Source organism: Bacillus sp. A260, assembly GCF_009861435.1.
Classification (GTDB): Bacteria; Bacillota; Bacilli; order Bacillales; family Bacillaceae_G; genus Bacillus_A; species Bacillus_A cereus.
On sequence record NZ_CP046399.1, the window covers coordinates 137,647 to 162,113 of the forward strand.

A 24,467-nucleotide genomic window follows, 5' to 3' on the forward strand; every position below is an offset into this window, starting at 1 on the left:
GTTTATTTGTTATGTGCATCTTTAATTTAGTTATAAAAATTTCAAAACACATTCACATATACTGTCTTGGAACCCTGACGATGTGCACAGTCCCCTAAAATTTGTTATTCTAGCTGTATACTTTATTATAATTAATATTCTTAATATAAAATTTTAAAAATGTACTTTCTATGAACGGAAGGGGATATAATATGTTAACTGAATTACAAAAAAGTTCTTCTCAAAATTAAAAGTTCTATCAAAAGAAAATGTAGAATTTGAAAATCTCCATGCAATTCTTTTACAGATGGAACACACATTTCCTTATGAAAACATAGACATCATGGAAGGAAACATGCAAGATTTTTCTAGAAATAAACGTATCTTTATTTTATATGTACAAATTAATATCTAATATAAAAACAATTATGTGAAAGCGCTACATTCTTCTCCATCTACCTATACTTACATTTTTCACAAAAAATTATGATATAGATGTCGATTAAAAGTAGTTTATACAAAATAAATAATTGTTTTTTTAGTAATTATTAATCTAATACAACACCTAATTTTATTAATTAACATAATTTTCAAAAATAAAAACCCGGATTTGTATAGATTATTATATAATGGAATCAAGCCGTAATTATTGTGGTTTCCTCTTTACGACTAGCGAGATATTTTTTGGGTCCTGTGTATTCGCTGTAACCTCAAAAAGAACTTGTAGGAATCCTACAAGTTCTTTTTGCTTTTCTAAGCTAATGGAGAAATAAACCTCTAAATAATTATTGACCATAAAAAGTAGTTTTTAATATTTAGTAGCATATAAAATATCTATTCTACAAAGGGGGGCGTCCAAGTATCGAAATAAAAATAACGCTATAAAATATTATGTTTTTATATTAAATTTATTATCAAGTGGTCACTAATAATTTCTGCTTAATCTTCTCTTTTTCAACTTTTGTAATTATAGATGCTTTCTTTTTCTGATTAATTTTTGGATTAGAAGAAGGATTTTTAGAGACTGTCAAATCTCCAATATAATTTTTAAATTTGGTTTCCTCATTAGTAGATATATCAAAACGATTATAATACTCAAGCACTTTAAAGAAAACCATGTCTTTTAAATAACTCATTTTATGCCTTGATAATAATTGGTCAATATAACTAAACTTGTTTTTCCCTTTTAAATCAGCATATAGGAATACATAGGTAAATTGTTCAAGTTCTGATTTATTATGAAATTGCTCATTTTCAATAATATTTTCTAGAGCGACCAGTAATTTTCCTGTTCCAATTGTTTGGGTTAATATTACCTGATGGATTAAGGGTAATAATTTATAAACAACAACATTTTGTTCATCTGACATATACTGTTCTTTATTTTCGTTTCGTTGTTTAGTTAAAAACACCTTATATAAAGTTGCAAACAATGTCGCACAGAGAACAATATCATTTAAAGCATTAACTTTAAAATCCTTTTTTCTTATTTCTTCACTGTTTTTCAACATTTTTGCTGCTAAAACCCAGTTTCGTTCTAACTGTTGTACTGGATTTAATGAATCTGGTTTTACCTCAATATTCCTACTAGTGTGATTTTCTAGTTCTCGATCTTTTGTTTCATAATAGTCATCATTTTTCTTCAATTCTAGAGTTATACCTTCTACTTTTTCTGTTGTTAATTTACTCACTATTGTATGTTTAGTCTCAAAAAAAGTATCAATACCTAGATGTGTTACTTTCTTCTTTAAATCTTTATAGTCTTCATTCATATTATTTACTATTTTTTCAACTAATTCTAATTGATTCATTTTTAAACCTGTATAATAATCTAATTCATCAATAAAGTTCAAATAGTTCCGATCAGTAAGAATATAATCTTTAAATTCTTGATTACAGTCGATACTTTTCATTAAGTAAAATTGGAAAAAACAAGAGAATTTAAATCGTACATATTTTATTGATTCTTCCATTTCACATGTAAAAATACCTTTATTTAGGAAGTGCGTTAAGATTATATCCGCATCAAAATCAAACATTTTCTCTTTCAAATTTTGTTCTATATAGTCTCTTAACTCTCCGTAACTTAACCTGTATCGAATTTTTTTATTGGAATACATTTCAAAAGCTATATCAGTTAATAAAGACTCTTTATTTTTATAGGTAAAATCAGCTGAATAAACTTCATATGTATCTGATTTAGAAAACAATCTTTCTAAAAAATTTTCTAACATTTGTGCGTTATTTACTGGAGAATAATTTTCTTGTTTTTCAATAATCCATAAAAACATTGATACTGCTAAAGGGGTTCTAGGAATATTCAAGGCATTAAACGTACTAATTACTTTATCTAAGTGCTCCTTTTTAGAAGTAACCTCAGATCTATCAATAAACCATTTACTCATTAAAGTTTGAATATCTTTTGTATTAAATTGTTTTATATACGTAATACAAAAATGCTCAAGAATGGAATTTCCGATTGCTGATAAAGGAAGTTCTCCTTCTCCATTTGACGTACAGGTTGTTATTATCCTTACATTTGAATTATTTAAAATAAAACGTGTTAGCTTATTTAAAGAAGAAGAATGTTTATTTTCAAATTGAATATTATCAATCAGCAAAACAATATCATTAATATTAAAAGTCTCATCCCTTATTTCACGAATAGAAGTAGTAGTAAATCTAGCAATTAGAGTGTCTATGCTACTGCCATTAATTTCTTCAAAGTCTAAATAGACCGGGATTTTTTCGTAAAAACTAAAATTATTTAAATATTCTATCATGATTTTATCTAATAAAATTGTTTTACCAGCTTCTTTGACGCCAACAAGCATTATATTTTCTTTGCTCTTACAAATATCTTGCATTGAAAAATTCTTATCAGAGACCTTTGACACATCTTCTTCTACAAAGTCTTCATTTTTCTGTACAATTTTTGGCATTACAAATAAATCATTTAATTTTTTAGGTGCAATTGTGTCAGTATTATATGTTAGTAAATGTTCGTTTACTGTTTCAGTGTACACTGCATCAAGTCGTTGAATAATTTTTTCTTTTTTTTTAAAACTTTCTAATGCAGTCTTATTGGGACAAGAAAAAAAACTCTTCCCTTCCTCCATGCCTAGCTGAGTATTCGTAATAAAAGCATTTTTTATATTAGAATAACAACGATATGTGAATGTACAGCAATTAGCATACTCGTAATCTATTAAGACATATCCATTTAGATATTCATAGTCTGTATTGTACCGATTTTCTGTCCATGCGGAAGGGGAAACTGAGTTTATCGAAGTTCCTGTCATATCCGAAAACTGATAAGTATCAGTATTATGTACATGTCCAAATAAGAGAAGATCGAAACTAGAATTCAACCGAGATTTAATAAGTTTTTGTTCAACTGTGGAAAGATCTTTAATTGGATGATGAATAAGGGCTACTTTCACATCACAATCTTCTATCATACCTACTGAATCCATAATTTGCTTCTCACTAATTAATAAATTCCCACTATCTTCATTATCATAACAACGCCAGGAAGAATTTAAAGATGCTATTCCAATTTTACATCCTCCTATAGTATATTTATGAACTGTTTCAAAATAATTAATATTTGTGTTTAATGAATTTTTATATAATTCCTCTTCAAATTTATTATACGCATGAATTCTTTTGGTAGAATTGCTGTACTGCTCTTTATTTTTCATAAAATCATTAATAGCATTTAAGTCTTTAAAATATGATTTTAAACCCAATTCTTGGATTGAATCATCAGCTGTTCTTAAAATATCATGATTACCTGGATTAATAATGAATCTTTCTTTGGGTATACTAAGTTCACTTGTGATATAATCTATGACTTCTACTTCAAAAGCTTTAAATGCCTCTGGAATTGATCCAAAACTAGCTCCGCCTTTATCAATTAAATCTCCTGTAAAAAATATAAAATCGATTTCTTTTTGACTGTGTAAATCTTTTAAGTCGTTTATTAAAGGATTAAGTATGTAGTTTTTTAATTCAGATAAATTTTCTTTTGATATATGAAAATCAGATAAATGAATGGCTCTCATTTCATCACTCCTACTTCTAAATAATATAGCATTGTATAAATTTGAAAGCTTATCTTTTAAATTTATATAATTCCAGATTAATGTATAAAACTAAAATGTTACCTAAATTATATAATATTCCCTCTTAGCTTGCACAAATAATACAACTTAACTTTAAAATATAAAACTAAAATGGCTATTTAAAAAATATACACTTGTAAATATTTTTTACTTTCATATCAAAAAACTAAAACCTGTACATCAAAAGGTACACCTTTTGATACACACCCCTACCCCACATTAAAACCACATCTCCCGATAGATTTGATAAAAACCATTATTCAATATTAGTAAAAAATAGAGGATATTTCTCTAATATCCATCGGTAAATTCTTATCATTTTCCCATTGAGAGTTATGACTCTCTCTTTTTTATTTTCGTTCGACACAATATAAAGATATACAGATGTTTATTTTGATAAGATTTTCCAAAAATATTACATTATATATATCTTGGAGGAATTAAATTATGAGCAAAAAATTATTAATGGCTTTAGCATGCAGCGTGTTACTTATAGGATTGGCTGCTTGTGGTTCAAATGATAAAGCAAGTACATCAAAAGAACCAAAACAAGAAACTAAAAAAGAAGATGAACAAAAGAAAATAGAAGAACAGAAAAAAGCCGAAGAACAAAAGCAAGCTGAGGAACAAAAAAAGGCTGAAGAGCAAAAGCGATTAGATGAACAACGCAAACAAGAAGAGGCTCAAAGACAACAGGAAGAACAAAAGAAACAACAAGAAGCAGCTCAAACAAAAGAGCAGGAGCAACAAAAAGCTGCAGCTAATACAGCACCTCAGCAACAAGCTGCACCTAAACAAGAGAAAGTTCACTTTGCAAACTGTACAGATGCAAATAATGCTGGTTACTATGATATAACTCCAGATAGCCCAGCTTATGCTTCACATTTAGATCGTGATGGTGATGGCGTGGCTTGTGAACGAAATAAAGGACATAAAAAATCTAGTAAAAAACATTAGATTTATGGATAAGCACTCTTATGAGTGCTTTTTTGTTTCCGCTCGACATAATATGACAATATTAGAATTGGTTGTTTGCTATGATAAGCTCGGAAATCTTACATTTTACATAATTAAAGAGATTATAATGAAACGAACAACTGAATTTGTATTAGGTCTTATTGGTGGTATTTTTGGTCTTATTTGCGCGTTTATAGCTTTAATGATCGGTGGATTAATGGGTATCTTCCGTAAAGGTAAAGCTACTGTATTTGCTTAAAATAGGCACTCAAAAGAGTACTTTTATTTTTTTATTAAATTATCTAATACATCTAAGATTTACAGGAGGAATAGCTTTGACACTATTTAAAAGATTTTTAATTGTCGTCTTAATATTGACGATAATGTATGCTGCAATTTTGATGGTTACATATGGTGCGCTTTATGAAACAATTGGAGAATTCCCAAGCCTCACATCTAGAACGATTTTCCATACCATGTTTATGACGTTCACTTACACTATAATTATCGGGATTTATTATTTAATTAAAGGATTTATTAAACTCTTATTAAAAAAAACAGCAAAAGATCATTTCGTTTTTTCAGGATTACTAATGTTAATGGCAATTATTATAGTAGGTATATCACCAGAAAAAGAACCTATGAACCGACTAAACTTTAATGAACAAATCGTTGAAGAAAATGAGGTACTTCACAAAAACATAAAAACATTAGAAACAGAAAATAAAGCTCTTGATGATCAAGTGAAAAAGTTAGAAGAAGAGTTAACAAAGCAAAACAGGTCTAAAACAGAGGGATCTCCTGCATCTCAAGTTATAACACACGAGAACCCTAATAAACCTGTTCCGCCATCTACAAATGAGCCAAAAACTAACACAGCCGACTACGATAAAAACGGTAATTATAAACCAGTGGACCAGATGACACCTGAAGAAATTATAAAAGAAGCTGAAGGAATGCTAAAAGAAGCATTAGAAAGAGATGGAGTAAAATAACAAAATATAGATTTTGTTCACTTTTACGATACATTTATGAAACATTCATATGTTACGTTATATAAGTCCTTTTTTGAATCATTTTCATTCTGTCAAAAAGTCCTAGCCCCTCTAGGGCTTTTTACGTTCAAATAAAGAGGTATACCAAATTTCTCAATGTACAATACAACTTAACATGGTAAAATAATATTTGGATTGGCGTCCAATACATATTATTAAAATTAAAGTGGTTCAAGTCGGAGAAAGGCACCTTTTGGTGTCTTTTCTTTATGCATAAAAAAGCCTTATCTTCCTATAAAAAAGATAAGACCTTTATATACTACCTATTATCCGGTTCATCAGTTTCATAACACATTTAGCTTCTCCAAAAAGACCACCAGTGTCCTATTCTCCACCATAATACGCATACTTCCCAGGTGAACCATTATCTCGTATACTTGGATATGATTTTAGTTTATATTCATAAACCTAAAACATAAAAATATAACCAGATTACCATGATTAGAATTCCCATAACAGTAACTAATAGGAGTTTACCATCCGCACCTGTAATAACTTCTTTTAGATTTTCTTTTGCTTGTTGTTTCTTTTCTCCACTTGAAAAAAGATAAATAATGAAATAAGTAACCACTAAGAAGAATGAGAATATTATATCTATCATTACTTATGTACCTCCCTAATGCGTGCTATTAATTTCCTTATACGTTTTAAACTAAGATATCTGAAATCATAATGTTAATAAATATATCCCCCCGATTAAAAGTGCCGCAGCAAAGACTAATATTATTATTCCATCAGGACTATTAAGAATTTCTTTTATATGTTTTTTTGCTATTTGCTTAGTTTCTCCACTTGAAAAGAGATAAACAATGGAATGGAGAATTAGTAAGAAAAACGCCGTAACTAACTCTATCATGGTTTATGTACCTCCTAATATATATGTACCTTTAATTAACCAATAATTGCCTTATACATTATATCAGCTAGGGTACACGGAAGTATAACAAATTATTTTTATAATTTAATTTATTAATCGGAACAGCATTAATACAGGATAGCTCAAGTCGGAGGAAGGCACCTTAGGGTGCTTTTTTTCTACCTATAAACGTTTAATTGTTATATAATAATATTATTGTATTTTAGGGGGAACATAAATGAATAAAAAACTAATCATTGGAATTATCGCTGTACTAGTAGCTATCATTGCTTCCGTAGCTATTTTTAAAGATTCCAAATCAGAGGCTATGAAACCTAAGTATTCACAAAAAGATATGGATAAACTTATCGATCAACACTTTAATGAACAGCAAGAATTAAAAAAACAAATCAAAGAGTTGAAATCTAAAGTAGACTCCTATGAAAAAGAGCAAACTAGGTCACTTCAAAAAACTACACAGCCGAGTCAAGAAACACCTAAACCGCAAGAACAACCAGAACAAGAAAAGCCTAAAAGTGATTCGCCAACTACAACTGAGTATACTCTTCAACAATTAAAAGAGGCATTCCCAGTTGGCATGGAATTTAATCAATATGTAGAGAAGAAAAAAACGATGAATGCAGATAATCCTTTTAGTATTTCTCTAAAAAAGGGCAATGTTGGAAGTGTTATTCAAGCTAAAGATGGATTATTAGTAGTATGTGTTGATGGTAACAAAATATTTGACCTGAAAACATTTGGATCAACTGATGAAGTTAAAGCATATGAACAGAGTCTACGAGGAAAATAAAATGCGGTTATTAAGCCGAGAAAGGCACCTTATGGTGTCTTTTTTCTTACCTTTCGACAGAATTTGACAAATTAAGAAGGTGTAATTTGCTATTATCATCTTATTATCAATATAAATTGTTATAAAAAGGAGATATACATGCTAGAATTTAAAGGGCAACTAAGTACACTAGTAGTCACACCAACTAAAATTACTATTAAATACTCTCGTTTGATCGGTAGGGGATCTAAAGAAATCCAAATCAAAAGTCTTACGGGTATACAATTCAAACCACCAGGCTTCCTTTCACATGGTTATATCCAATTCGTTTTCCCTGGAAGCTCTGAAGTAAAAACTAGATCCACCTCTGACTTGGCAAAAGATGAAAATACTATCATGTTTAATAAACACGAATATAACAATTTCTTAAAAGCAAAAAATTTAATAGAAGGGTACATGAACGAACAAGAAAAAAATACTTTCGCTTCTAATGACCATCCTTCTACAACAACGCCTGTAAATAACTATTCGGTCGCTGACGAAATCACTAAACTAGCTGCATTGAAAGATCAAGGGATTCTAACAGAAGAAGAGTTTACAGCAAAAAAGAAACAACTATTAGGAATATAATAAGGGGGCTTCGGCTCTCTTTTTTTATTTACAATTTCAAGTACAATTAAAATAATTAAGAAACGTATAGGGTACCCCTTCCAATCTCAACCGCTGAAGAAAAAGAACTGATTGAGAACATGTTGTTATGTTCCTTATTATCTGAAGAAGAAATGCTAATTACATATTACGAAGATGGTTATTTACTCTCTAGTTATATGACTGTTGTTGATATTGATTCATCAAATAGTGCTGTTATATGTACTGATGCTTTTTATAACAAGATAAAACTGCAATTTTCTAATATAATAGGTGTAAAATAGAACAAATTAACGTTATCAAGTTAGGTTCATTTAAGGGAGTGTAAAAATGCAAGGGAATCAATTAAGAAAGAACACAGCAGGAGTAGTTATTCATAATGACATTAAAAAATACCTCTTTCTAAATATACCTATGATCATTAATAAGGAAAACGGAATGATTTATGAGGTATTAAACGTTGGTTTTTGCACTAATGATGCAGTAGCGATAATAACAACGGATGATTTTGCTACAACCAGGGTAAATGCACCGATTATAACAGTAAAAAACAATGATGGTAGTATTCAAATATACCGCTTACCTTTAGAACTAGAACATTGGGTGATTTCTTGTATGCGTTCTGCTTCAGCAGGAAAAAATCCATTTCCATGTAAAGTTGCTTTTGGAATCATCAACAACAAATTTTATGTAGAATTTAAATAAAAAAGGAGTTATTGTCCTTCTAGTACTAGCGAACTATATCAGTCTAAAAAGGTTACAGTTAAAGAAACCAAGGATATGACTGGTGTTTCTAGCACCATATTAGGTGGAAATGAAAAACAACAAAAAATCTCTTTTCTTGACTTCCAAAGCTAAAAACAGGCTTTTATTATTATAAAGGTTTAGCATTGACATATTCGAGAATTCCTTATTTCTATTTTATCTACAATGTATAAAAAAAATCAAATTGAAAACAATAACTGTTATTAATAGATAAGATAAAAAGGTGGTATAGTTTAATGCTTCTTCCTGAATTACAAAAAATTATTGATATCACAATAACAAAACTGAATACACTAGTAGATGATCCAAATTACAACTCAGCAACCATCATAACCATTTTAGAAAATTCCATTAATGAAATCCAAAACCTTAAACCTTCCAGTCATTCAGACTCTGTAAAAAGGGGTGGAAGAATTAGAATTCCTAATCGAATTCCTAATCGAATCCCTACTAATCCTAGCGATATTATACATGTACCAACACCTGAGGAGATTGCAGAAAAATTAAAAAAAGCCGCTGAAGATAAAATTAGGAAATCGGTAGATGATGCTTTTAATAATATTAAAAATCAATTTCCTGATATCAATCAAGAAAAACAAAACATGTTAAATAAATTGGAAGAAATAAAAAATCAATTTACTGACTTTCTAAATGTTAATACCTTAATAGAAAAAGCTATCAATGAAGCAGAAAAACTTTGTGAAGAATATTTAAAAAGCAAATTAAGCAGTATAGAACAAGCTATCCCCGTAATAAGTTATCCAGATGTTGAATTACAATTAAATGGAAAAACATTACATTGTAATGTTTTAGTTTATTTTGTCGAAGCAAATTATCAAGGAAACGCACCTCAAAATGATTTCATAGTAAAAATTGAAGTGACTTTAGAACAAAGTATTTCAAATTTATCTCCACCAGATATAACAGTTGAACCACAATTTGGAAATGTGGATGATAGAATTAGACAAGAGATTGAAAACCAAAAACAAGCATTGATTCAAGGAATGATAACTGCACTATTTAGTGATTACCTTACGGTATTTAATAAATTCAGGGAAATTGCTGATATCTAAACAACAAATATAATGTTCATAAAAAACTTTTCTAATAAACAGCAAAAATCCATCTTATAAGATGGATTTTTGCTGTTTATTAGAAAAAAATAATATCAAATTTGATTTCTTTCAATCTATATTTAATTAATTTATAAACCGTCTATAAGAAAAAACTTTATAACATCATATATCTGTAAATTCATTCCAGTATTTTCCTATCTAGATTCATTCCATCTATTTGTGGTTCTTGTTTACCATTGGATTTCTCCACTACAATACGACTCACTTTATTATAAACCTCTTGATATGTTAATCCTTTATTCATTTCTTGAATTAATGCTTTAGTAAAATAGCCATTTGATCCATCATCATATGAATATTGATCTTCTTTACATCCAGCAAATAAAATATGATTTAATCCTGCTAAAAAATGATGTTTTACATTACTAGAATCTTCTACTGATTTAATATCCCGAACTATATCCTTTATTTTTTTCACCGAATTATTTAACGGTAAAAAACGTTTAACTTCTGTATTGTCTAAATCATGCGTACCATGCTGTGAATTACAGCTATCGAATATCACAAGAAAATGAACATCCTTATTAAGCTTTTGAAGTATTTCATTTATTTCATCATCCCTAATAAAATAATTTTGATCATTAATTGCATCAATTGGGACAATTGCTTCATCTAACATGTCTAATTCGTCAATAGGCGGTAAATCAACAGTCTGAGTACCATGTCCAGAATAACAAAAAACACCTATATCTCCAGCGCTTAATTCTTGAACTAAATAATTTAATCCTTCTAAAATATTTTTTCTAGTTGCTACGTCATCAATTAACAATTGAATATCTGTTGTTTGAAAATTGAATTCCTTAACTAATTTATGTATCATATCATTTGCATCATTTACACATCCCCCAAGTTCATTTGGTGTATTTGTATAATTAATTCCTACTATAAGTCCTAGCTTTTTCATAAAATTAATCCTCCTTTAATAACAATTAGTTTAAATAACACGCATATATTTTATACATAATTTACCTGTGGAAAATTATGTATTTATTTAATTTTAAATATAAAGTTCAAAAGTTATAAAACATATAAAATAATTCTTGTATTTTATATGAACCTGTATTGGATAAAAAGGAACGAATTTACAACAAACATCTGGAAATTAATTGTTATTTATTAATTCAATTTTGAATAATATTTTTACAGTAATTAAAAAAACATTGAAATAGAACACACTTATTGTAAAAAGTGAGCTCATAATTACTGCTGAACCAGTTAATTCATATGCAATCAAAGGAAGAGAATAGGTATATAGTGAATCACCAATTCTTGAAATAAGTAAACCAAATACAAAATTATGTAATCCTTGACACAAAATAGATACTTGTTTTCTTTATTATGGAGTAAAAATCACTCTCCTTTTTTAATGTCAAATCTAAAACCTCCATACAGGTAGTGGCATACAAATGAATGTTATAACATTCATTTTCATGTCATTTGATAGAACCCCATGATAAAAAAACTGTGAGTCATGCCCAAGACCGCAGCTTTCTATTTGTTATTTTGTATATAATCTTTTTTAATTTATTTACATTTAGAATGAATAAAGACGGAGGAAGAAATGCAAACTACTATCTGTTAGATTAATTTATATGGAGGTATACACCATTCTTCTCTATCTACCTACACTTACATTTTTTATAAATTATTATGATATAGATGTTGATTTAAAGTTTTTTTCACAAATTAAATAATTGGTATTTTTAGGGATTGACAAACACCGCAATATCCAATTCACCGAATTAATTTAATTTTCAAAAATACAGTCTTAAATAATTGTAATTTGTTGTATAATTGAATCAAACCATATACAAGATGGTTTTCCCGATATGCACAATGAGATAGTTTCTGTATCCTTTTTTGGCTGTAGCCAAAAAAAGAACTTGTAGTGATTTCTACAAGTTCTTTTTGTTCTTCGGATTGACAAATAGTAAGTGGTATTTTGGGATGTCGCTTACATTTCGGAAAGAACTACGCTAAGAGCATGTAAAATTTTATACAGCTTTTTGGCTAATCTAATAACAAGCGAGAACCTGGAAATCCAAACTATAATAGAACTGTACAAATAATTGTATAGACTGATAAACAGAAACAAGGACTTTATGTTAACCTCACATGAGTTTTAGAATAGACCTCTATACTGTTGAAAGGTGTTGTTTTAGTTTAGAAGGCACCGGCACCAATTACATAAATCTGATTATCCATTACAACTGAAATAGGACAAAATATCATTTTATTATAATATAATATTAATTAGTAAATATAATTTTAAATCAGCTGAAAAATGGGAAAATAAAGGCGTATGTTGCAACGAAAGATGTATTTTATACGTTTAGGAAAGTTGTAGTAAGTTGAGAAGATTTTAAACAAATTTTTGGGAACACACAACGTGGAGGACAGATAATTTAAACATATTTAGAAACGCCACATTCATAAATAGAAGATAAAGGGGAGGAGAATTATGGATGATTTTACAAAAGGCATTTTATCGCATTGGGATTATATGTGGAAAGATAGAGCCGGAAATAGATGTATGGGAATAGTTATGTATCCAGAGAAACGAAAATGTTCTACAGACATATGAGTACGTAGAAGGCATGATCGTATACTTTGATGAAGAAGCTCCTGTATGTACAATGCTTGATAAAGATGAGAATCTGCATTATATATTTGTAAAAGATATTTTACGTATTGAGCACTCAGAATAAACTTTTCATACATAAATTGAAACTCCATAATAATAATCGTTTTCTATCATAGTTATCTTTTAATATGTAACGAGCAACGAAAGTATATGTATAATATTTAATAAAGTAAAATTGATAAATGTAATTGTTTTTTAGAACAGATTATCGTTTCATGTCTGTTCTTTTTTTGCGTGATGCTGGAGAAATATATTCCTCCAGCATTTGCCGTTTTATGCCAAAATATATTGGTAACTTTTTTAAAAATAAGGTTAAATTCGTTGACAACTTCTTTGAAAAGCATCTTATTGACATGAGTTTTAGAATGTCGTTTCATAGTCATTACATTGAAAAAAACAACAGTCTTGTCGAAAAGTAAAAGTTAAAAAAAGAAAGAATTCATACATATATCTCGCGTCTCACTTTGGAATAAAACATAATATATAGATAAACCAAGAAATAACATACAGAGATTATAGATTGAAAAGGATAATTTAGAAATATGGGAAAAAGACGATAAGGATAAAAGTATATGAGATTGTTCAAATGCTTGATTTTACAATGAATTGTATTCATATAAATGTCTTGTTCTCTTAATTTGTTAAATGCACAAAGTAATGCTGGTGCTTTGTCTGTAGTGAGAACCGCTGGTTCTCCAAACGGTTTGACCGTCAAAGTAACTTAGAAAAGTGAGAATATGATGCATTTCATTATAATTGTAAATTTGGAATAAATTTCACTTTAAAATATTCCCTAAATAGTTATTATACAGAATATAAAAAGAATCTATTTTGAAAAAATTAATCAAAATAGATTCTTTTCTTTTCGAATAATCATTCCGTATTATAATAAAGTTTGGATAAAACTCATATTGAATTCTTTAATCAAAAAAGGAAAATACCTCATTTTTTTATAAACAATTAAGCTTTGATCCAAATCTATATTAAAAGTGGTCTTTCAAATACTAAATCATTATTGCGGGGCATAATCCATTACCCAGAAATCATTGCCACCAGATCCAGAGGTGTTAATGGCAATGGCCATCTCATCATGACCATCGGCATCAAAATTTCCAACTACCGCAAATTTAGCCTCATAACCCGGGCCGAAACAATCAAAATCAGCGCCCAATGGATGACCACTATCTTGACTTAGATGGTTCCAAGTTCCCGCATCAGGATTAAAGTCCATTACCCAGAAATCATTGCCACCAGATCCAGAGGCGTTAATAGCAATGGCTACCTCATCACGACCATCACCGTCAAAATCCCCAGCTACCGCAAATTTAGCCTCATACCCTGGACCGAAACAATCAAAATCAGCGCCAAGTGGATGACCACTATCTTGACTTAGATGGTTCCAAGTTCCCGCATCAGGATTAAAGTCCATTACCCAAAAATCATTACCACCAGATCCAGAGGCGTTAATAGCAATGGCTATCTCATCACGACCATCACCATCAAAATCCCCAGCTACCGCAAATTTAGCCTCATACCCTGGACCGAAACAATCAAAATCAGCGCCCAATGGATGACTACTATCTTGACTTAGATGGTTCCAAGTTCCCGCATCAGGATTAAAGTCCATTACCCAGAAATCATTACCACCAGATCCAGAGGTGTTAATAGCAATGGCTATCTCATCACGACCATCACCATCAAAATCCCTAGCTACCGCAAATTTAGCCTCATACCCTGGACCGAAACAATCAAAATCAGCGCCAAGTGGATGACCACTATCTTGACTTAGATGGTTCCAAGTTCCCGCATCAGGATTAAAGTCCATTACCCAGAAATCATTACCACCAGATCCAGAGGCGTTAATAGCAATGGCTACCTCATCACGACCATCACCGTCAAAATCCCCAGTTACTGCAAATTTAGCCTCATACCCTGGACCGAAACAATCAAAATCAGCACCAAGTGGATGACTACTATCTTGACTTAGATGATTCCAAGTTCCCGTATCAGGATTAAAGTCCATTACCCAAAAATCATTGCCGCCAGATCCAGAGGTGTTAATGGCAATGGCTATCTCATCACGACCATCACCATCAAAATCCCCAGTTACTGCAAATTTAGCCTCATACCCTGGACCGAAACAATCAAAATCAGCACCAAGTGGATGGCCACTAATTGGACTTAAATGTTCCCAGTTTCTATTCCTAAGGTTAAAGTCCATTACCCAAAAATCATTCCCACCAGATCCAGAAGCATTAATAGCAATGGCTATCTCATCACGACCATCACCGTCAAAATCCCCAACTACCGTAAATTTAGCCTCATATCCTGGACCGAAACAATCAAAATCAGCACCAAGTGGATGGCCACTAATTGGACTTAGGTGTCTCCAGGCAAATGTCTGATCGGTATCAAGTGTATCTGGTATACCGTCTCCGTCTGAGTCTCTCCAACCAAAATGACCAATTGTGGAAGGACACACTACTGAGGTATTATTCTTCATAAGACAATTAACGGAACTGGGGTTACTATTTTGGCAGTTATCATTTGCTACATTTAAATAACCCCATTCACCTCCAGTAGTGCATTGGCTATTAGCGTATTCATCAGGAGCCCAAAATATATGTCCTGTTTCATGTGCAAATACACGGTCAATGTTATTAGGTCCCCAGTTATCGTTAGTATATTGCATAACTAGCCTTGGACCTCCTATTGTAGCATAAGCAAACCAACCGGCTGGGTAATTAATGAAGTATGCAATATATGCCCATTGCGGTCTGGATGGAAGAATTTGTGTTTTTAAATCCTCAATATAATTGTACATACCTCTTAGTCCAACTGGGTAACCAAGTTGGGCCATTGCAGCATCTCGCCAAATTCTTTCATCTTCATAAGTATTATTGCGGATGGTAGCAGGATCGATGTTAATATTAGCTATCTGAAAATCAAATGAAAAGCTAAGATTAGCGCCAGCAGGAGCTAAATTGGTTAAGATATTTGCTCCTTGTTGAACTTCAGTCATAATAGTAGCTTGTTCAGTTTGAGTTATTTGAGCTGTTCCTGGGCCATTCACAATGATTACCCCTACGCCTACTGTCCCTGTCATATGTAGACTAGTGTTTGGTTTTCTGAATGCCTCATCAACTATTTCACTTTCTATGATAGGTATATTGCATCCACCTACAGGTAAATTCCACATTTCTCCATCTTTTGATCTGTTATTTTTTTCATTTACATATTTAATACTTTTACTGTTATTCCAAGTCTCCAATGTATATCTTTCATTTTTATTCAATTTGTTTTTATCAAATGCATCAATGCTATTTGTATAGATGTTGCTAATTTCTTCGATTTGTTTGAGAGATTCTACCATTAACTCTGTACCTGTCCCCCAAATTATTCTAGGTAGCTGTTGTATATTGACCTTACCATGTTGTTCACGGATGGTAGAGACCACTGTTTGATATTGTTCAAAACTTGCTGTATCTTTAAGAATTACTAAAAAATCTTTTTCCAATTTTATCACCCCACTATGTATTAGTTCTCAAAAAAGCATAAATATATTATGGTAATAACTGTAGTTGTGCAGTTATATTTATAAGTTCATAAAATAGAATATAATGAAACTTAAGTTTTAGTTTTATATAAAATACAAAGCATATATAAATTCTCATTAGAAGTTAGTACAATGATACTATGGTACAAGTGTAACAACACTATAGTGGAGGTGATGATATGGAGAAGAATGATGATGTTGTAAGCGAAGTGCATTTAAAAACAATAGATGTCTCCCGTATCACCAATTTAGCGGAAAGTACAATTAGAAAATATTTAGAAAAACAAGGTTATCAGTTCAATAAAGATGGCGATAAACGAAACATAAATAAAAAAGGTGTTCCAAAAGGTCAAGTTTTAACTTTCAGAACATCGACCACATTTTATCGACTCGTTAAGGGGTATGAGAGCAAAAAATAAGGTAGATAACGTTTATAATAAAAAAAAACTAAGTTGAAATTCACTCGAAATAAGGATTTTAAATAACATTAAAAGTAGAGGAGACTGTACTCATGCAAGAAATCCAAGACACAATACAAGGTTTCTTCTCTTATTTATTAAGTAAGGGAAGAAAACCCTCTACGATCAAGCGATATATTTACGATGTGGAAAGCTGTATTCAATGGCTACATCAAACCGGAAGATTCTCTGACTCTGATGAAATGAATTGGGAATCTCTATTTAAAAAGGATTTCGAAGCATTTTTTACTTACTTAATCGAAGAACGTCAATACTCCGATAAAACGGTACATCGTATTTATATCGCTCTTAATAGACTGTATGAGTATTTAGATTTACCAAGCCCGATTGAAAGTGTAATACACATAGCTCCACCTAATCGTGCATTGCGTACTGAAGATTTTATTTCTCCACAAGAAGAGCAACGCCTAAAAGAAGTATCTGCTTCATTGGAGGGATTAACAGAAAAACAACGCTCTACTCGTCCTATGATTTTAGAGAGAAATCTTTCTATTATAATCTTGCTCCTAGACTACGGACTTACTTTGCATGAACTTGTCTCTTTACGCATGAAACATGTTCATTTTGAGAACAATACATTATCTATTCCTGAAGACACAAAAATTAATCGTACAATCCAGTTAAAAGAAGAGGATAAATTACACCTTTACAACTACTATAAAATCATTCCCGAGCCAGTACGCCCTAGATATCATAGCGACGATCCACTCTTTGTTGCTTTTCATTTTAGGTTGGGGACTTATCTTTGGAGCTATGACGATGATGCACCAAAATTTCTAACGGACATGTCAGTTCAAAAAATGATTCGTTTAGAGGTAAAACGTGCTAATCTTCGAAAGGGAATTTCAGCACAACACTTTCGAAATACCTTTATATTACGGATGTTCCAGCAGCAATGTACAGCTGAACATATCATGAAGCAAGTCGGCTTTAAAACTCATGAATCACTGAAAAGATATCGTAAATATTATACAAACTCTAATGAGAACAAGGGTTAAAACTCTGTACTTGCTATGTAAAAATTATACACCTACAGTTTTTTAGATGAATGTAAGATGGGGCTGTTAAGATGAAGAAAAATAAGGAGTCATATTCCATACACGTGTACACCTTGCGGGACAAAATCACAAAATCAATTAAAATTGAATCGTGGCGTTCATTAAGAGAAGAAATGCAAGTATTAGGTATAACGGATGGTGATATTTTCCAAATGATAGAAATTGATCCGAATAAAAAGTAACCTAGCGCTATAACGAGCATGACGTAAAACAAATGCAACATAGCGCTATGTTGCTTTTGTTTTACGTCATGCAATTCACATCTATTACGGTTTAAAATAATTCCATTTCTTGAAACTTGTACACATTTCTATATTTATCAATAATTTCTAGTTCATCTTTAAAACACGTGTCTCTACATACTGAATAACTCATTACTAATATCATCTCACTTGCATTTTGTATCATTGTTTCTCCACTAATTATTTTTGGCTTTTCAAAAACATTAAATCTCTTCATAAATTTAGAACTAAATTCAAATGATTCCTTTTCGTATTTTAAATATATAGTCTTTTGAATTGAGCGTAGATATCCAAAAACATATTCCCCAAATTTATATGTTTCATCTCTAGTAGGAATTATTCCCTTGTGTAAAACCTTGTTTCTAAAACTACTTTGTTTTCCATCAAAAATCAGTGGTGGTTCCTTGAAATGATCAATAAACATTGCAGAAAAAGCTCCTAACTGTCGTTCTGAAGAGTTTTTAAAATGTTTGTTCCATAGGTCGTCAGATTTCTTTTCATTTATTCCATTTAAGTACCAAATAAATTTAATTGTCCATTCTCTAAATCTCTCCACTGATGCGATAAAACATCCCACCGACTCGAAATAATATCCTTCCAAAAGAGCATTCGCACCCATTTGAAATAATATTTGATATTTCTCATAAGGACTTATTGCTGTTGTCTCATGTCCCCTATAACAAATGAAATTATAAACACCTTCTTCGTTTACAGGAACTTTATAAAACTGAAAATCTTGATTGTTACTTGAATTCAGCTGATTAGATTTTATGCACTGCGCGCATTGAATATATATATTCAAATTTTCCCCTCCATTATTTTGTAACATTTAGAAATATCCATATATAAAACTTACCTTTAATTCACGTGTCTATTTTGCATCTTACTTTTATCCAAGTAAGATGCAAAATAGACCAGACATAATACTACCTTAAATCTCTAAAATATATTTAATTACATTCAAGGTACCATGATGATAGAACAATATAAATTATTTTTTCTCCTGCAAGTGAAATTGCAGCTCCGTTAGCATAGACCTATAAGATAGTAAGTCGCACTTCCCATGTTCTCATATACATAACGAAACATCTCAAATCAAGACTAATATAGTGTTACACAATTGTTGTTCTTCAAAAAAAATTACACATGTGTAAATGTGTACATTTTCAATAAAGATTTGTAGCCAAAAATACAAATGCATTAAATGATATATGTGCTACTATTGGTACTTTTATATCCCTGGTCTTTTCATAACTCCATGAATACAAGCATCCATTCACAAAGTAAGGGAAGAAGAACCAATCAAAATGCACAGTTGCAAAGATACCATTAGCTATAATAATTGCTGTTGTACGATTAATCCGCTCAAATAGTCTTCCTATTCCTAAAGGCAGAAACTTTCTAAAAATACATTCCTCAATTACAGGCGCTATTAATAGCGGGACAATTAAATATAAGATATTCAACTCTACTTTTGCATTCACTTGTTCTGCATTGCCTGTATCAATTCCACAATAACCTCTTATATAGGAAAAAAAGAGACTGGACACAATAGCTAGTCCAGTCGTTATTAACACCCATTTCCCCTTTTCTAAAACCTTTTTTATACTCAACATCAACACTCTCCACTCTATATTTTCACTTTATTTATTGACTGACATGAATTAATTCGATAAGATTATTTGTATTCAGTAGAACAATATGTATGCGCGCCCATTTCTAAAGATTGGACGGTGAATCATATTGTTTAAATTTTTTTACAAAAGAAGTGAAGATAATGTAGAAATTAATTTCTCATTTGACTTCGAGAAAATTATTTCTTTAATTATTGGAACGTCTACTTTAGTAGAAACTTTCCTTCGTTCACTTTAAACGTAGAGAACCTGCAACTGCTGTTGCAGGTTTTTTATTAGTCCTAACCTACTTATTTTTACTTGTAAATTCAAATGTAATCTTTCCGCTAGAATCAAGCTTCAGATACGCATCAAATTCTTTCCCTGATTTTCCTTTCATCCCTTTAATCAATCCTGTTTTCTTACCTGCTAGTAATTTCTTAACGTTTGCTTCGCTTATTTTCTTTGTTAAAAATTCGCTTGGAAGCGAGAACTTGCAACCTTCCTTATAACCTGTACAGCCGTAAAACGTTTTACGATTCGCTATGTCTTTGCCACATTTCGGGCATTTCCCTACGGAATCCTTTGTTTTCATTTCTTGTACTTTGCTATCTATCTGAAGCTCACCAATTGACTTCGTAGCATTTACGATCAGCTGCTTAGTGAATTCCCCTGTCTTCGCTACAAACACCTCTTTAGAGCCTTGTTTCTTCCCGATTTTACGCAAATACCCTTCCCATTGCGCTGTCATTTCGGGTTTCGCTAACAACGTGCCGCCCACGGCTTCGCAAAGAATTTCACCTTTCGGTGTAACTGTCACTTTATTCTTTTTCACTTCTATATATTCTTGTTTTTTGAGCGTTTCAATGATGCCAGCTCGTGTTGCTTCCGTACCAAGTCCCTCTACTTCTTTTAGGATACTTTTACTCTCTTCATCTTCTACTGAAGCACCGCATGTTTTCATTAATGTAATGAGTTGTCCCTCTGTATAAGGCTTTGGTGGTGTTGTGATGCCTTCTTTTGTCTGTATCTTCCCTTGTACAAGTTCGCCTTTTTGTACAACTGGAAGAAGGGATTCCCTGTCTTCGCTCTCTTCTTCATTTGGTTGATCTGCTTTGTAAAGTTCTTTCCACCCTAACGCTTTTTCCGCTTTTCCTTTTGTCGTAAACTCTAATCCATTCATATCTGTTGTAATAATCGTTTCTTCATATTCGTAAGGTGCATGGAACATACCTAACACACTTTTTAACACTTCCATATACAAGTTGCGCTGCTTGTCCGATAATTGATCTACCTTTTGTTTCGAAGGAACATTTTTAGTCGCTATAACGGCATAGTGCTCCTGTACTTTTTGATTATCAACATAGCGTTTATTCGGCTCTAATGATTTTGGTTGGAAGGATACTCCTATAATAGATTGATATCCCTCTAAGTTTCGTACCAAATAAGCGAATTCATTTTCTGTAATGAAATTACAGTCTGTTCGTGGATAGGTCACAAGTTTTGCTTCGTATAGCTCTTGAACGATTTTCAACGTATCAGCAGGTGAATACTTGTACTTTTTATTTGCTAAAGCCTGTAAGGAAGAAAGAGAGAACAACTTTGGCGCTTCTTGTTTCTTCGGTTTTACTTCCACGGATTTTACTGCGCCTTGCTGATTCCCGCCTTCAGACAGCTGGTGTTTCTTTAGTAGCAATTCCACTTCATTTTTTGTTTGGAATCGCTCTTTGTACCTTCCTTTATATGTTCTATTCATCCCTTTAAATTGCCCTTCTAGTTCAAAGAAAGGGGACGGTTTAAAGTGTTTGATGTCCTGCTGCCGTTGATTAATGAGACATAAAACAGGTGTCTGAACACGACCTACACTATAAACGCCTTGTACGCCTTTTTGACGTAATAACAGCGTATATAATCGACTTGCGTTCATACCGATAGCCCAATCACTAATTTGACGAGCCTGTGCTTCAGCAAACATACTTTCAAACTCCGTACCTTCCTTCAGGTTCTGGAATCCTTTTTTAATCTCATCCACTTCTAAGCTGTTAATCCAAAGGCGCTTCATTTTTTTAGAAGAACAGCCCGCTTCCTGAATGATTAAACGTGCGATTGCTTCTCCCTCTCTATCAATATCTGTTGCGATTGTAATACAATCTGCTTCCTTCATTAATTTTTTTACAACGTTGAACTGCCTTCTTTTATCCGCTGACACTTTATATCCGTAGCGCTCCGGTAAGATTGGCAATTGTGACACATCCCATTTTTCCCACTCTGCTTTATAATCTTGCGGTGCTTTCAGCTCAACTAAATGTCCGTATCCCCATGTGATATTAGCTCCATTCGGCATTAAGGAACAAGGCGCAATAGAAAAGTATCCATCCTTCTTCTCTGCTTTCGGGAATGCTTCTGTGTATGCTTTTGCTTGTGATGGTTTCTCCGCAATAATTAATGTAGTCATATGTATTACTTCCTCTCATTTGTATTTTTTTGTAAAAAACAAAAAGAGCAACATATCGCTATGTCGCTCTTTTTATTTCTACTATTTAATTATCTTTCTTGTTGTCGCATCTTTAATATAGCTTGTCTTTTCCGATGCATTTCTCGCTCAACAAAACTGTCATGACTTTTTTCCATTTCTTTAAAGTCAATACAGAGATTTTTGAAAAATGGTAGCTTTTTATCAACTACCTTTGTATAAACTGAATGTGCTTTTTTGTGTACATTATCCACATTCTTTTTTATAAATTGTCTTTCCTTTTCTAAAAGCCGACCATACTGTGGTTCTTTAATCAATATTTCTTTAATATCTAGTTCACTCAATTGACTTTTCGGGACTGGTATCATGTTATTAAACTTTAAATTTGCCAATATAACATCCCCATCTTTAATTGCTGTATTTACACGGCTGTTTAAATTTCTCCCTCTATCCTCTTTTGCTGAACTCATTGGAACAAAGTAATTATATTCATTCATATTTAATACAACGCCTACATATGGTCTAGGATGTTTTTCTGGTTTATTAAACATAACTTTATTATTCGGTTCATTTTTTTGCAAATGGTTAATGTATTTATCTTTCAATATATATATCTTCATAAATATTCCCCTTAACTTACAAAGTAAAAAAGAACCTATTACAAATAGGTTCTTTTTTACTTATCGTCCCAACTTACGGCATGGGTTCTCCAAATTTATCGGTTCCAACTTACGGCATGGACTCTCCAAATTTATCGGTCCCAACTTACGGTATGGGCTCTCCAAATTTCAGCCTTAGCTAAAAATATATAAACTTACTTTTACACTCACTATGGTAGAGATAACACCAATTTTTTAGCGCCTACTAAAGTAAGGCTACCCTTATTGTATACATTTATTATATGCATATCCCTCAAAGAAATCAACCGTTTTGATTTTTTAAATCAAAACTCATCTTTCTCTGCCCATCTGCTGCATATAAGCTAATCTTCTGTATTTATCTCGATCACTTGGATTATTATCTATAGCGTTCTCTTGTTGAAATCCAGTTTTCTCTGTCTCTTTTCCTTGCTCATGTTGTTTAGCTACACGTTTACACTCATCATTCCAATCCCATTTTTGTTCTTCAGATGGTGCTTGCGGATACTCGGGCTTAAATGCAACTATGCTTCCATCATTCTTTTCATATCGAAAATGTATCAATCGTTCCGCAAACGCTTTACCTGCTTTGTCATTGTCTACACATAAAGAAAGACTGTCAGGAACATCACCAATTCTCTCTTGACTCTTCATATAATAATTAAATACAACCTGCGGTTTCAGTCCTTCCATACTAACCAAATGCGTATCTTTAAGGTCATGTTTATGTAGCGATGCATAACTCAACAAATCAATTGATGATTCGAAGAACTTAAGATTTCGTGGTTCACCATTTAATACATTAAAACCATAGTTAGCCGTAGAGTTTTTTTGTATACTTTTCCACGCCCCACGTTTGTATTTATCCGATTTTACAACTCCTTGCTCCGATCCACCCATTACCGCTCCCGTTTCACGGTCTTTCCAAAGGAACAATACATTGTTGTACTTATCTTGTTTAATCAGTCCTTTTTTATGCAATGCATCTACAACTTGCGGATCAATCTTTCTTTCCTCAGTCAGATATTCCCTTGCTCTATCGAATTGAGGTACTTCTTTTTTTGCAAAATGGTCACAATCATAAGGTTCACTCACAAATGTAACCTCTGAAGCTTTTTCATAGTCCTGTTCTCCGTCCAGTAATCGCTGCAACGCCCCAGGGAACGAAGCATCTTCTACCTCCTGCACGAACTTAATAATATTCCCGTTAACCCCTCTACTGTTCCAGTAGAATTGATTTTTCTTTCTATCAATAATGAGACTGTCGTGTTCTGTTAAACGATAATAACGTTCACTGTCAGGCTTTACAGGTATATCATTTTGCATACAATAATCCACAATATCAAGAGATGCTGCCTTTTCAATTTCTTCTTCCGTATATCTTTTGGTATTCTTCTTTTGTTGTTCCATGAAAATTCCTCCATAAAAAAAGACCATGCATTTTTTCACAT

General features: G+C 31.8%; 20 protein-coding genes and 5 pseudogenes. 13 read left to right on the forward strand and 12 right to left on the reverse strand.

Annotated elements, in window-relative coordinates:
* Nucleotides 1-893: 893 nt before the first annotated feature.
* A complete protein-coding gene (locus tag GD442_RS27360) occupies nt 894-4,046 on the reverse strand; it encodes a metallophosphoesterase (RefSeq protein ID WP_159365286.1) in 3,153 nt (1,050 codons plus the stop codon).
* A 507-nt stretch (nt 4,047-4,553) separates the two neighbouring features.
* Between GD442_RS27360 and GD442_RS27365 the strand changes: the two genes are divergently transcribed.
* From GD442_RS27365 to GD442_RS27370, 3 genes are all read left to right on the forward strand, one after another.
* Nucleotides 4,554-5,063 carry an excalibur calcium-binding domain-containing protein gene (locus GD442_RS27365; protein ID WP_159365287.1) on the forward strand — a complete coding sequence of 170 codons (510 nt, stop codon included), beginning with the start codon at nt 4,554-4,556 and terminating at the stop codon, nt 5,061-5,063.
* 127 nt (nt 5,064-5,190) lie between these two features.
* Nucleotides 5,191-5,322, forward strand: a complete 132-nt coding sequence (locus GD442_RS28325; RefSeq protein WP_268895522.1) for a hypothetical protein — start codon at nt 5,191-5,193, stop codon at nt 5,320-5,322.
* Nucleotides 5,323-5,398: 76 nt separating this feature from the next.
* Nucleotides 5,399-6,058 (forward strand): hypothetical protein, encoded by a 660-nt coding sequence (locus tag GD442_RS27370; RefSeq protein WP_159365288.1) that lies wholly within the window; start codon nt 5,399-5,401, stop codon nt 6,056-6,058.
* 460 nt (nt 6,059-6,518) lie between these two features.
* Here the strand turns inward: GD442_RS27370 and GD442_RS27375 are convergent, their stop codons facing one another.
* Entirely contained in the window at nt 6,519-6,719 is a 201-nt protein-coding gene (locus GD442_RS27375) for a hypothetical protein (protein ID WP_000565400.1), read from the reverse strand.
* Nucleotides 6,720-6,785: 66 nt separating this feature from the next.
* A complete protein-coding gene (locus tag GD442_RS27380; protein WP_000571721.1) occupies nt 6,786-6,974 on the reverse strand; it encodes a hypothetical protein in 189 nt (62 codons plus the stop codon).
* Nucleotides 6,975-7,212: 238 nt separating this feature from the next.
* Between GD442_RS27380 and GD442_RS27385 the strand changes: the two genes are divergently transcribed.
* The 5 genes and pseudogenes from GD442_RS27385 to GD442_RS27405 all read left to right on the forward strand — a co-directional run bounded on the left by GD442_RS27385 (nt 7,213) and on the right by GD442_RS27405 (nt 10,250).
* Nucleotides 7,213-7,785, forward strand: coding sequence for a hypothetical protein (locus GD442_RS27385; RefSeq protein ID WP_159365289.1), 573 nt, complete (start codon nt 7,213-7,215; stop codon nt 7,783-7,785).
* 138 nt (nt 7,786-7,923) lie between these two features.
* Entirely contained in the window at nt 7,924-8,394 is a 471-nt protein-coding gene (locus GD442_RS27390) for an SHOCT domain-containing protein (RefSeq protein WP_159365290.1), read from the forward strand.
* 71 nt (nt 8,395-8,465) lie between these two features.
* A pseudogene (locus GD442_RS27395) lies at nt 8,466-8,696 on the forward strand (YolD-like family protein); the annotation flags it as partial.
* A gap of 46 nt (nt 8,697-8,742) precedes the next feature.
* On the forward strand, nt 8,743-9,117 hold the full coding sequence (locus GD442_RS27400; protein ID WP_159365291.1) for a hypothetical protein: 375 nt from the start codon (nt 8,743-8,745) through the stop codon (nt 9,115-9,117).
* A 296-nt stretch (nt 9,118-9,413) separates the two neighbouring features.
* A complete protein-coding gene (locus GD442_RS27405) occupies nt 9,414-10,250 on the forward strand; it encodes a hypothetical protein (RefSeq protein WP_159365292.1) in 837 nt (278 codons plus the stop codon).
* A 181-nt stretch (nt 10,251-10,431) separates the two neighbouring features.
* On the opposite strand, the gene GD442_RS27410 is transcribed toward GD442_RS27405, so the two are convergent.
* Together GD442_RS27410 and GD442_RS28435 are read right to left on the reverse strand one after the other, a co-directional pair.
* The gene (locus tag GD442_RS27410; protein WP_159365293.1) at nt 10,432-11,217 is read right to left on the reverse strand and encodes a caspase family protein; all 786 of its coding nucleotides are present in this window, start codon (nt 11,215-11,217) and stop codon (nt 10,432-10,434) included.
* Nucleotides 11,218-11,466: 249 nt separating this feature from the next.
* Nucleotides 11,467-11,686, reverse strand: a pseudogene (locus GD442_RS28435) (MFS transporter); the annotation flags it as partial.
* Between the two features lie 889 nt (nt 11,687-12,575).
* Here GD442_RS28435 and GD442_RS27420 point away from each other — a divergent pair.
* Nucleotides 12,576-12,722, forward strand: a pseudogene (locus tag GD442_RS27420) (abortive phage infection protein).
* 52 nt (nt 12,723-12,774) lie between these two features.
* Nucleotides 12,775-13,021, forward strand: a pseudogene (locus tag GD442_RS27425) (hypothetical protein).
* A gap of 507 nt (nt 13,022-13,528) precedes the next feature.
* Here the strand turns inward: GD442_RS27425 and GD442_RS28235 are convergent.
* Nucleotides 13,529-13,666: pseudogene (locus GD442_RS28235) on the reverse strand (IS6 family transposase); the annotation flags it as partial.
* Nucleotides 13,667-13,969: 303 nt separating this feature from the next.
* On the reverse strand, nt 13,970-15,439 hold the full coding sequence (locus GD442_RS27430; RefSeq protein ID WP_159365294.1) for an FG-GAP-like repeat-containing protein: 1,470 nt from the start codon (nt 15,437-15,439) through the stop codon (nt 13,970-13,972).
* 1,253 nt (nt 15,440-16,692) lie between these two features.
* Between GD442_RS27430 and GD442_RS27435 the strand changes: the two genes are divergently transcribed.
* The 3 genes from GD442_RS27435 (at nt 16,693) to GD442_RS27975 (ending at nt 18,232) form a co-directional block, all read left to right on the forward strand.
* On the forward strand, nt 16,693-16,932 hold the full coding sequence (locus GD442_RS27435) for a hypothetical protein (RefSeq protein WP_159365295.1): 240 nt from the start codon (nt 16,693-16,695) through the stop codon (nt 16,930-16,932).
* A gap of 92 nt (nt 16,933-17,024) precedes the next feature.
* The gene (locus tag GD442_RS27440; RefSeq protein WP_159365296.1) at nt 17,025-17,990 is read left to right on the forward strand and encodes a tyrosine-type recombinase/integrase; all 966 of its coding nucleotides are present in this window, start codon (nt 17,025-17,027) and stop codon (nt 17,988-17,990) included.
* A 71-nt stretch (nt 17,991-18,061) separates the two neighbouring features.
* Entirely contained in the window at nt 18,062-18,232 is a 171-nt protein-coding gene (locus GD442_RS27975; protein ID WP_201450786.1) for a hypothetical protein, read from the forward strand.
* Nucleotides 18,233-18,323: 91 nt separating this feature from the next.
* On the opposite strand, the gene GD442_RS27445 is transcribed toward GD442_RS27975, so the two are convergent.
* The 5 genes from GD442_RS27445 to GD442_RS27465 form a co-directional block, all read right to left on the reverse strand.
* Entirely contained in the window at nt 18,324-19,121 is a 798-nt protein-coding gene (locus GD442_RS27445) for a hypothetical protein (protein WP_159365297.1), read from the reverse strand.
* 337 nt (nt 19,122-19,458) lie between these two features.
* Nucleotides 19,459-19,905 (reverse strand): CPBP family intramembrane glutamic endopeptidase, encoded by a 447-nt coding sequence (locus GD442_RS27450; protein WP_159365298.1) that lies wholly within the window; start codon nt 19,903-19,905, stop codon nt 19,459-19,461.
* Nucleotides 19,906-20,212: 307 nt separating this feature from the next.
* Entirely contained in the window at nt 20,213-22,360 is a 2,148-nt protein-coding gene (locus GD442_RS27455; protein WP_159365299.1) for a type IA DNA topoisomerase, read from the reverse strand.
* Nucleotides 22,361-22,449: 89 nt separating this feature from the next.
* Complete coding sequence (locus GD442_RS27460; RefSeq protein WP_159365300.1) at nt 22,450-22,998, reverse strand: type III toxin-antitoxin system ToxN/AbiQ family toxin; 549 nt, start codon at nt 22,996-22,998, stop codon at nt 22,450-22,452.
* Between the two features lie 330 nt (nt 22,999-23,328).
* Nucleotides 23,329-24,426, reverse strand: a complete 1,098-nt coding sequence (locus GD442_RS27465) for a DUF3991 and TOPRIM domain-containing protein (protein ID WP_159365301.1) — start codon at nt 24,424-24,426, stop codon at nt 23,329-23,331.
* Nucleotides 24,427-24,467 lie beyond the last annotated feature (41 nt).

Coding starts and splice junctions, on each gene's coding strand:
- GD442_RS27360 (WP_159365286.1), bottom strand. CDS start 4,046: ATGAGAGCCATTCATTTATCTGATTTTCATATATCAAAAGAAAATTTA.
- GD442_RS27365 (WP_159365287.1), top strand. CDS start 4,554: ATGAGCAAAAAATTATTAATGGCTTTAGCATGCAGCGTGTTACTTATA.
- GD442_RS28325 (WP_268895522.1), top strand. CDS start 5,191: ATGAAACGAACAACTGAATTTGTATTAGGTCTTATTGGTGGTATTTTT.
- GD442_RS27375 (WP_000565400.1), bottom strand. CDS start 6,719: ATGATAGATATAATATTCTCATTCTTCTTAGTGGTTACTTATTTCATT.
- GD442_RS27380 (WP_000571721.1), bottom strand. CDS start 6,974: ATGATAGAGTTAGTTACGGCGTTTTTCTTACTAATTCTCCATTCCATT.
- GD442_RS27385 (WP_159365289.1), top strand. CDS start 7,213: ATGAATAAAAAACTAATCATTGGAATTATCGCTGTACTAGTAGCTATC.
- GD442_RS27390 (WP_159365290.1), top strand. CDS start 7,924: ATGCTAGAATTTAAAGGGCAACTAAGTACACTAGTAGTCACACCAACT.
- GD442_RS27400 (WP_159365291.1), top strand. CDS start 8,743: ATGCAAGGGAATCAATTAAGAAAGAACACAGCAGGAGTAGTTATTCAT.
- GD442_RS27405 (WP_159365292.1), top strand. CDS start 9,414: ATGCTTCTTCCTGAATTACAAAAAATTATTGATATCACAATAACAAAA.
- GD442_RS27410 (WP_159365293.1), bottom strand. CDS start 11,217: ATGAAAAAGCTAGGACTTATAGTAGGAATTAATTATACAAATACACCA.
- GD442_RS27435 (WP_159365295.1), top strand. CDS start 16,693: ATGGAGAAGAATGATGATGTTGTAAGCGAAGTGCATTTAAAAACAATA.
- GD442_RS27440 (WP_159365296.1), top strand. CDS start 17,025: ATGCAAGAAATCCAAGACACAATACAAGGTTTCTTCTCTTATTTATTA.
- GD442_RS27975 (WP_201450786.1), top strand. CDS start 18,062: ATGAAGAAAAATAAGGAGTCATATTCCATACACGTGTACACCTTGCGG.
- GD442_RS27445 (WP_159365297.1), bottom strand. CDS start 19,121: ATGTTACAAAATAATGGAGGGGAAAATTTGAATATATATATTCAATGC.
- GD442_RS27455 (WP_159365299.1), bottom strand. CDS start 22,360: ATGACTACATTAATTATTGCGGAGAAACCATCACAAGCAAAAGCATAC.
- GD442_RS27460 (WP_159365300.1), bottom strand. CDS start 22,998: ATGAAGATATATATATTGAAAGATAAATACATTAACCATTTGCAAAAA.
- GD442_RS27465 (WP_159365301.1), bottom strand. CDS start 24,426: ATGGAACAACAAAAGAAGAATACCAAAAGATATACGGAAGAAGAAATT.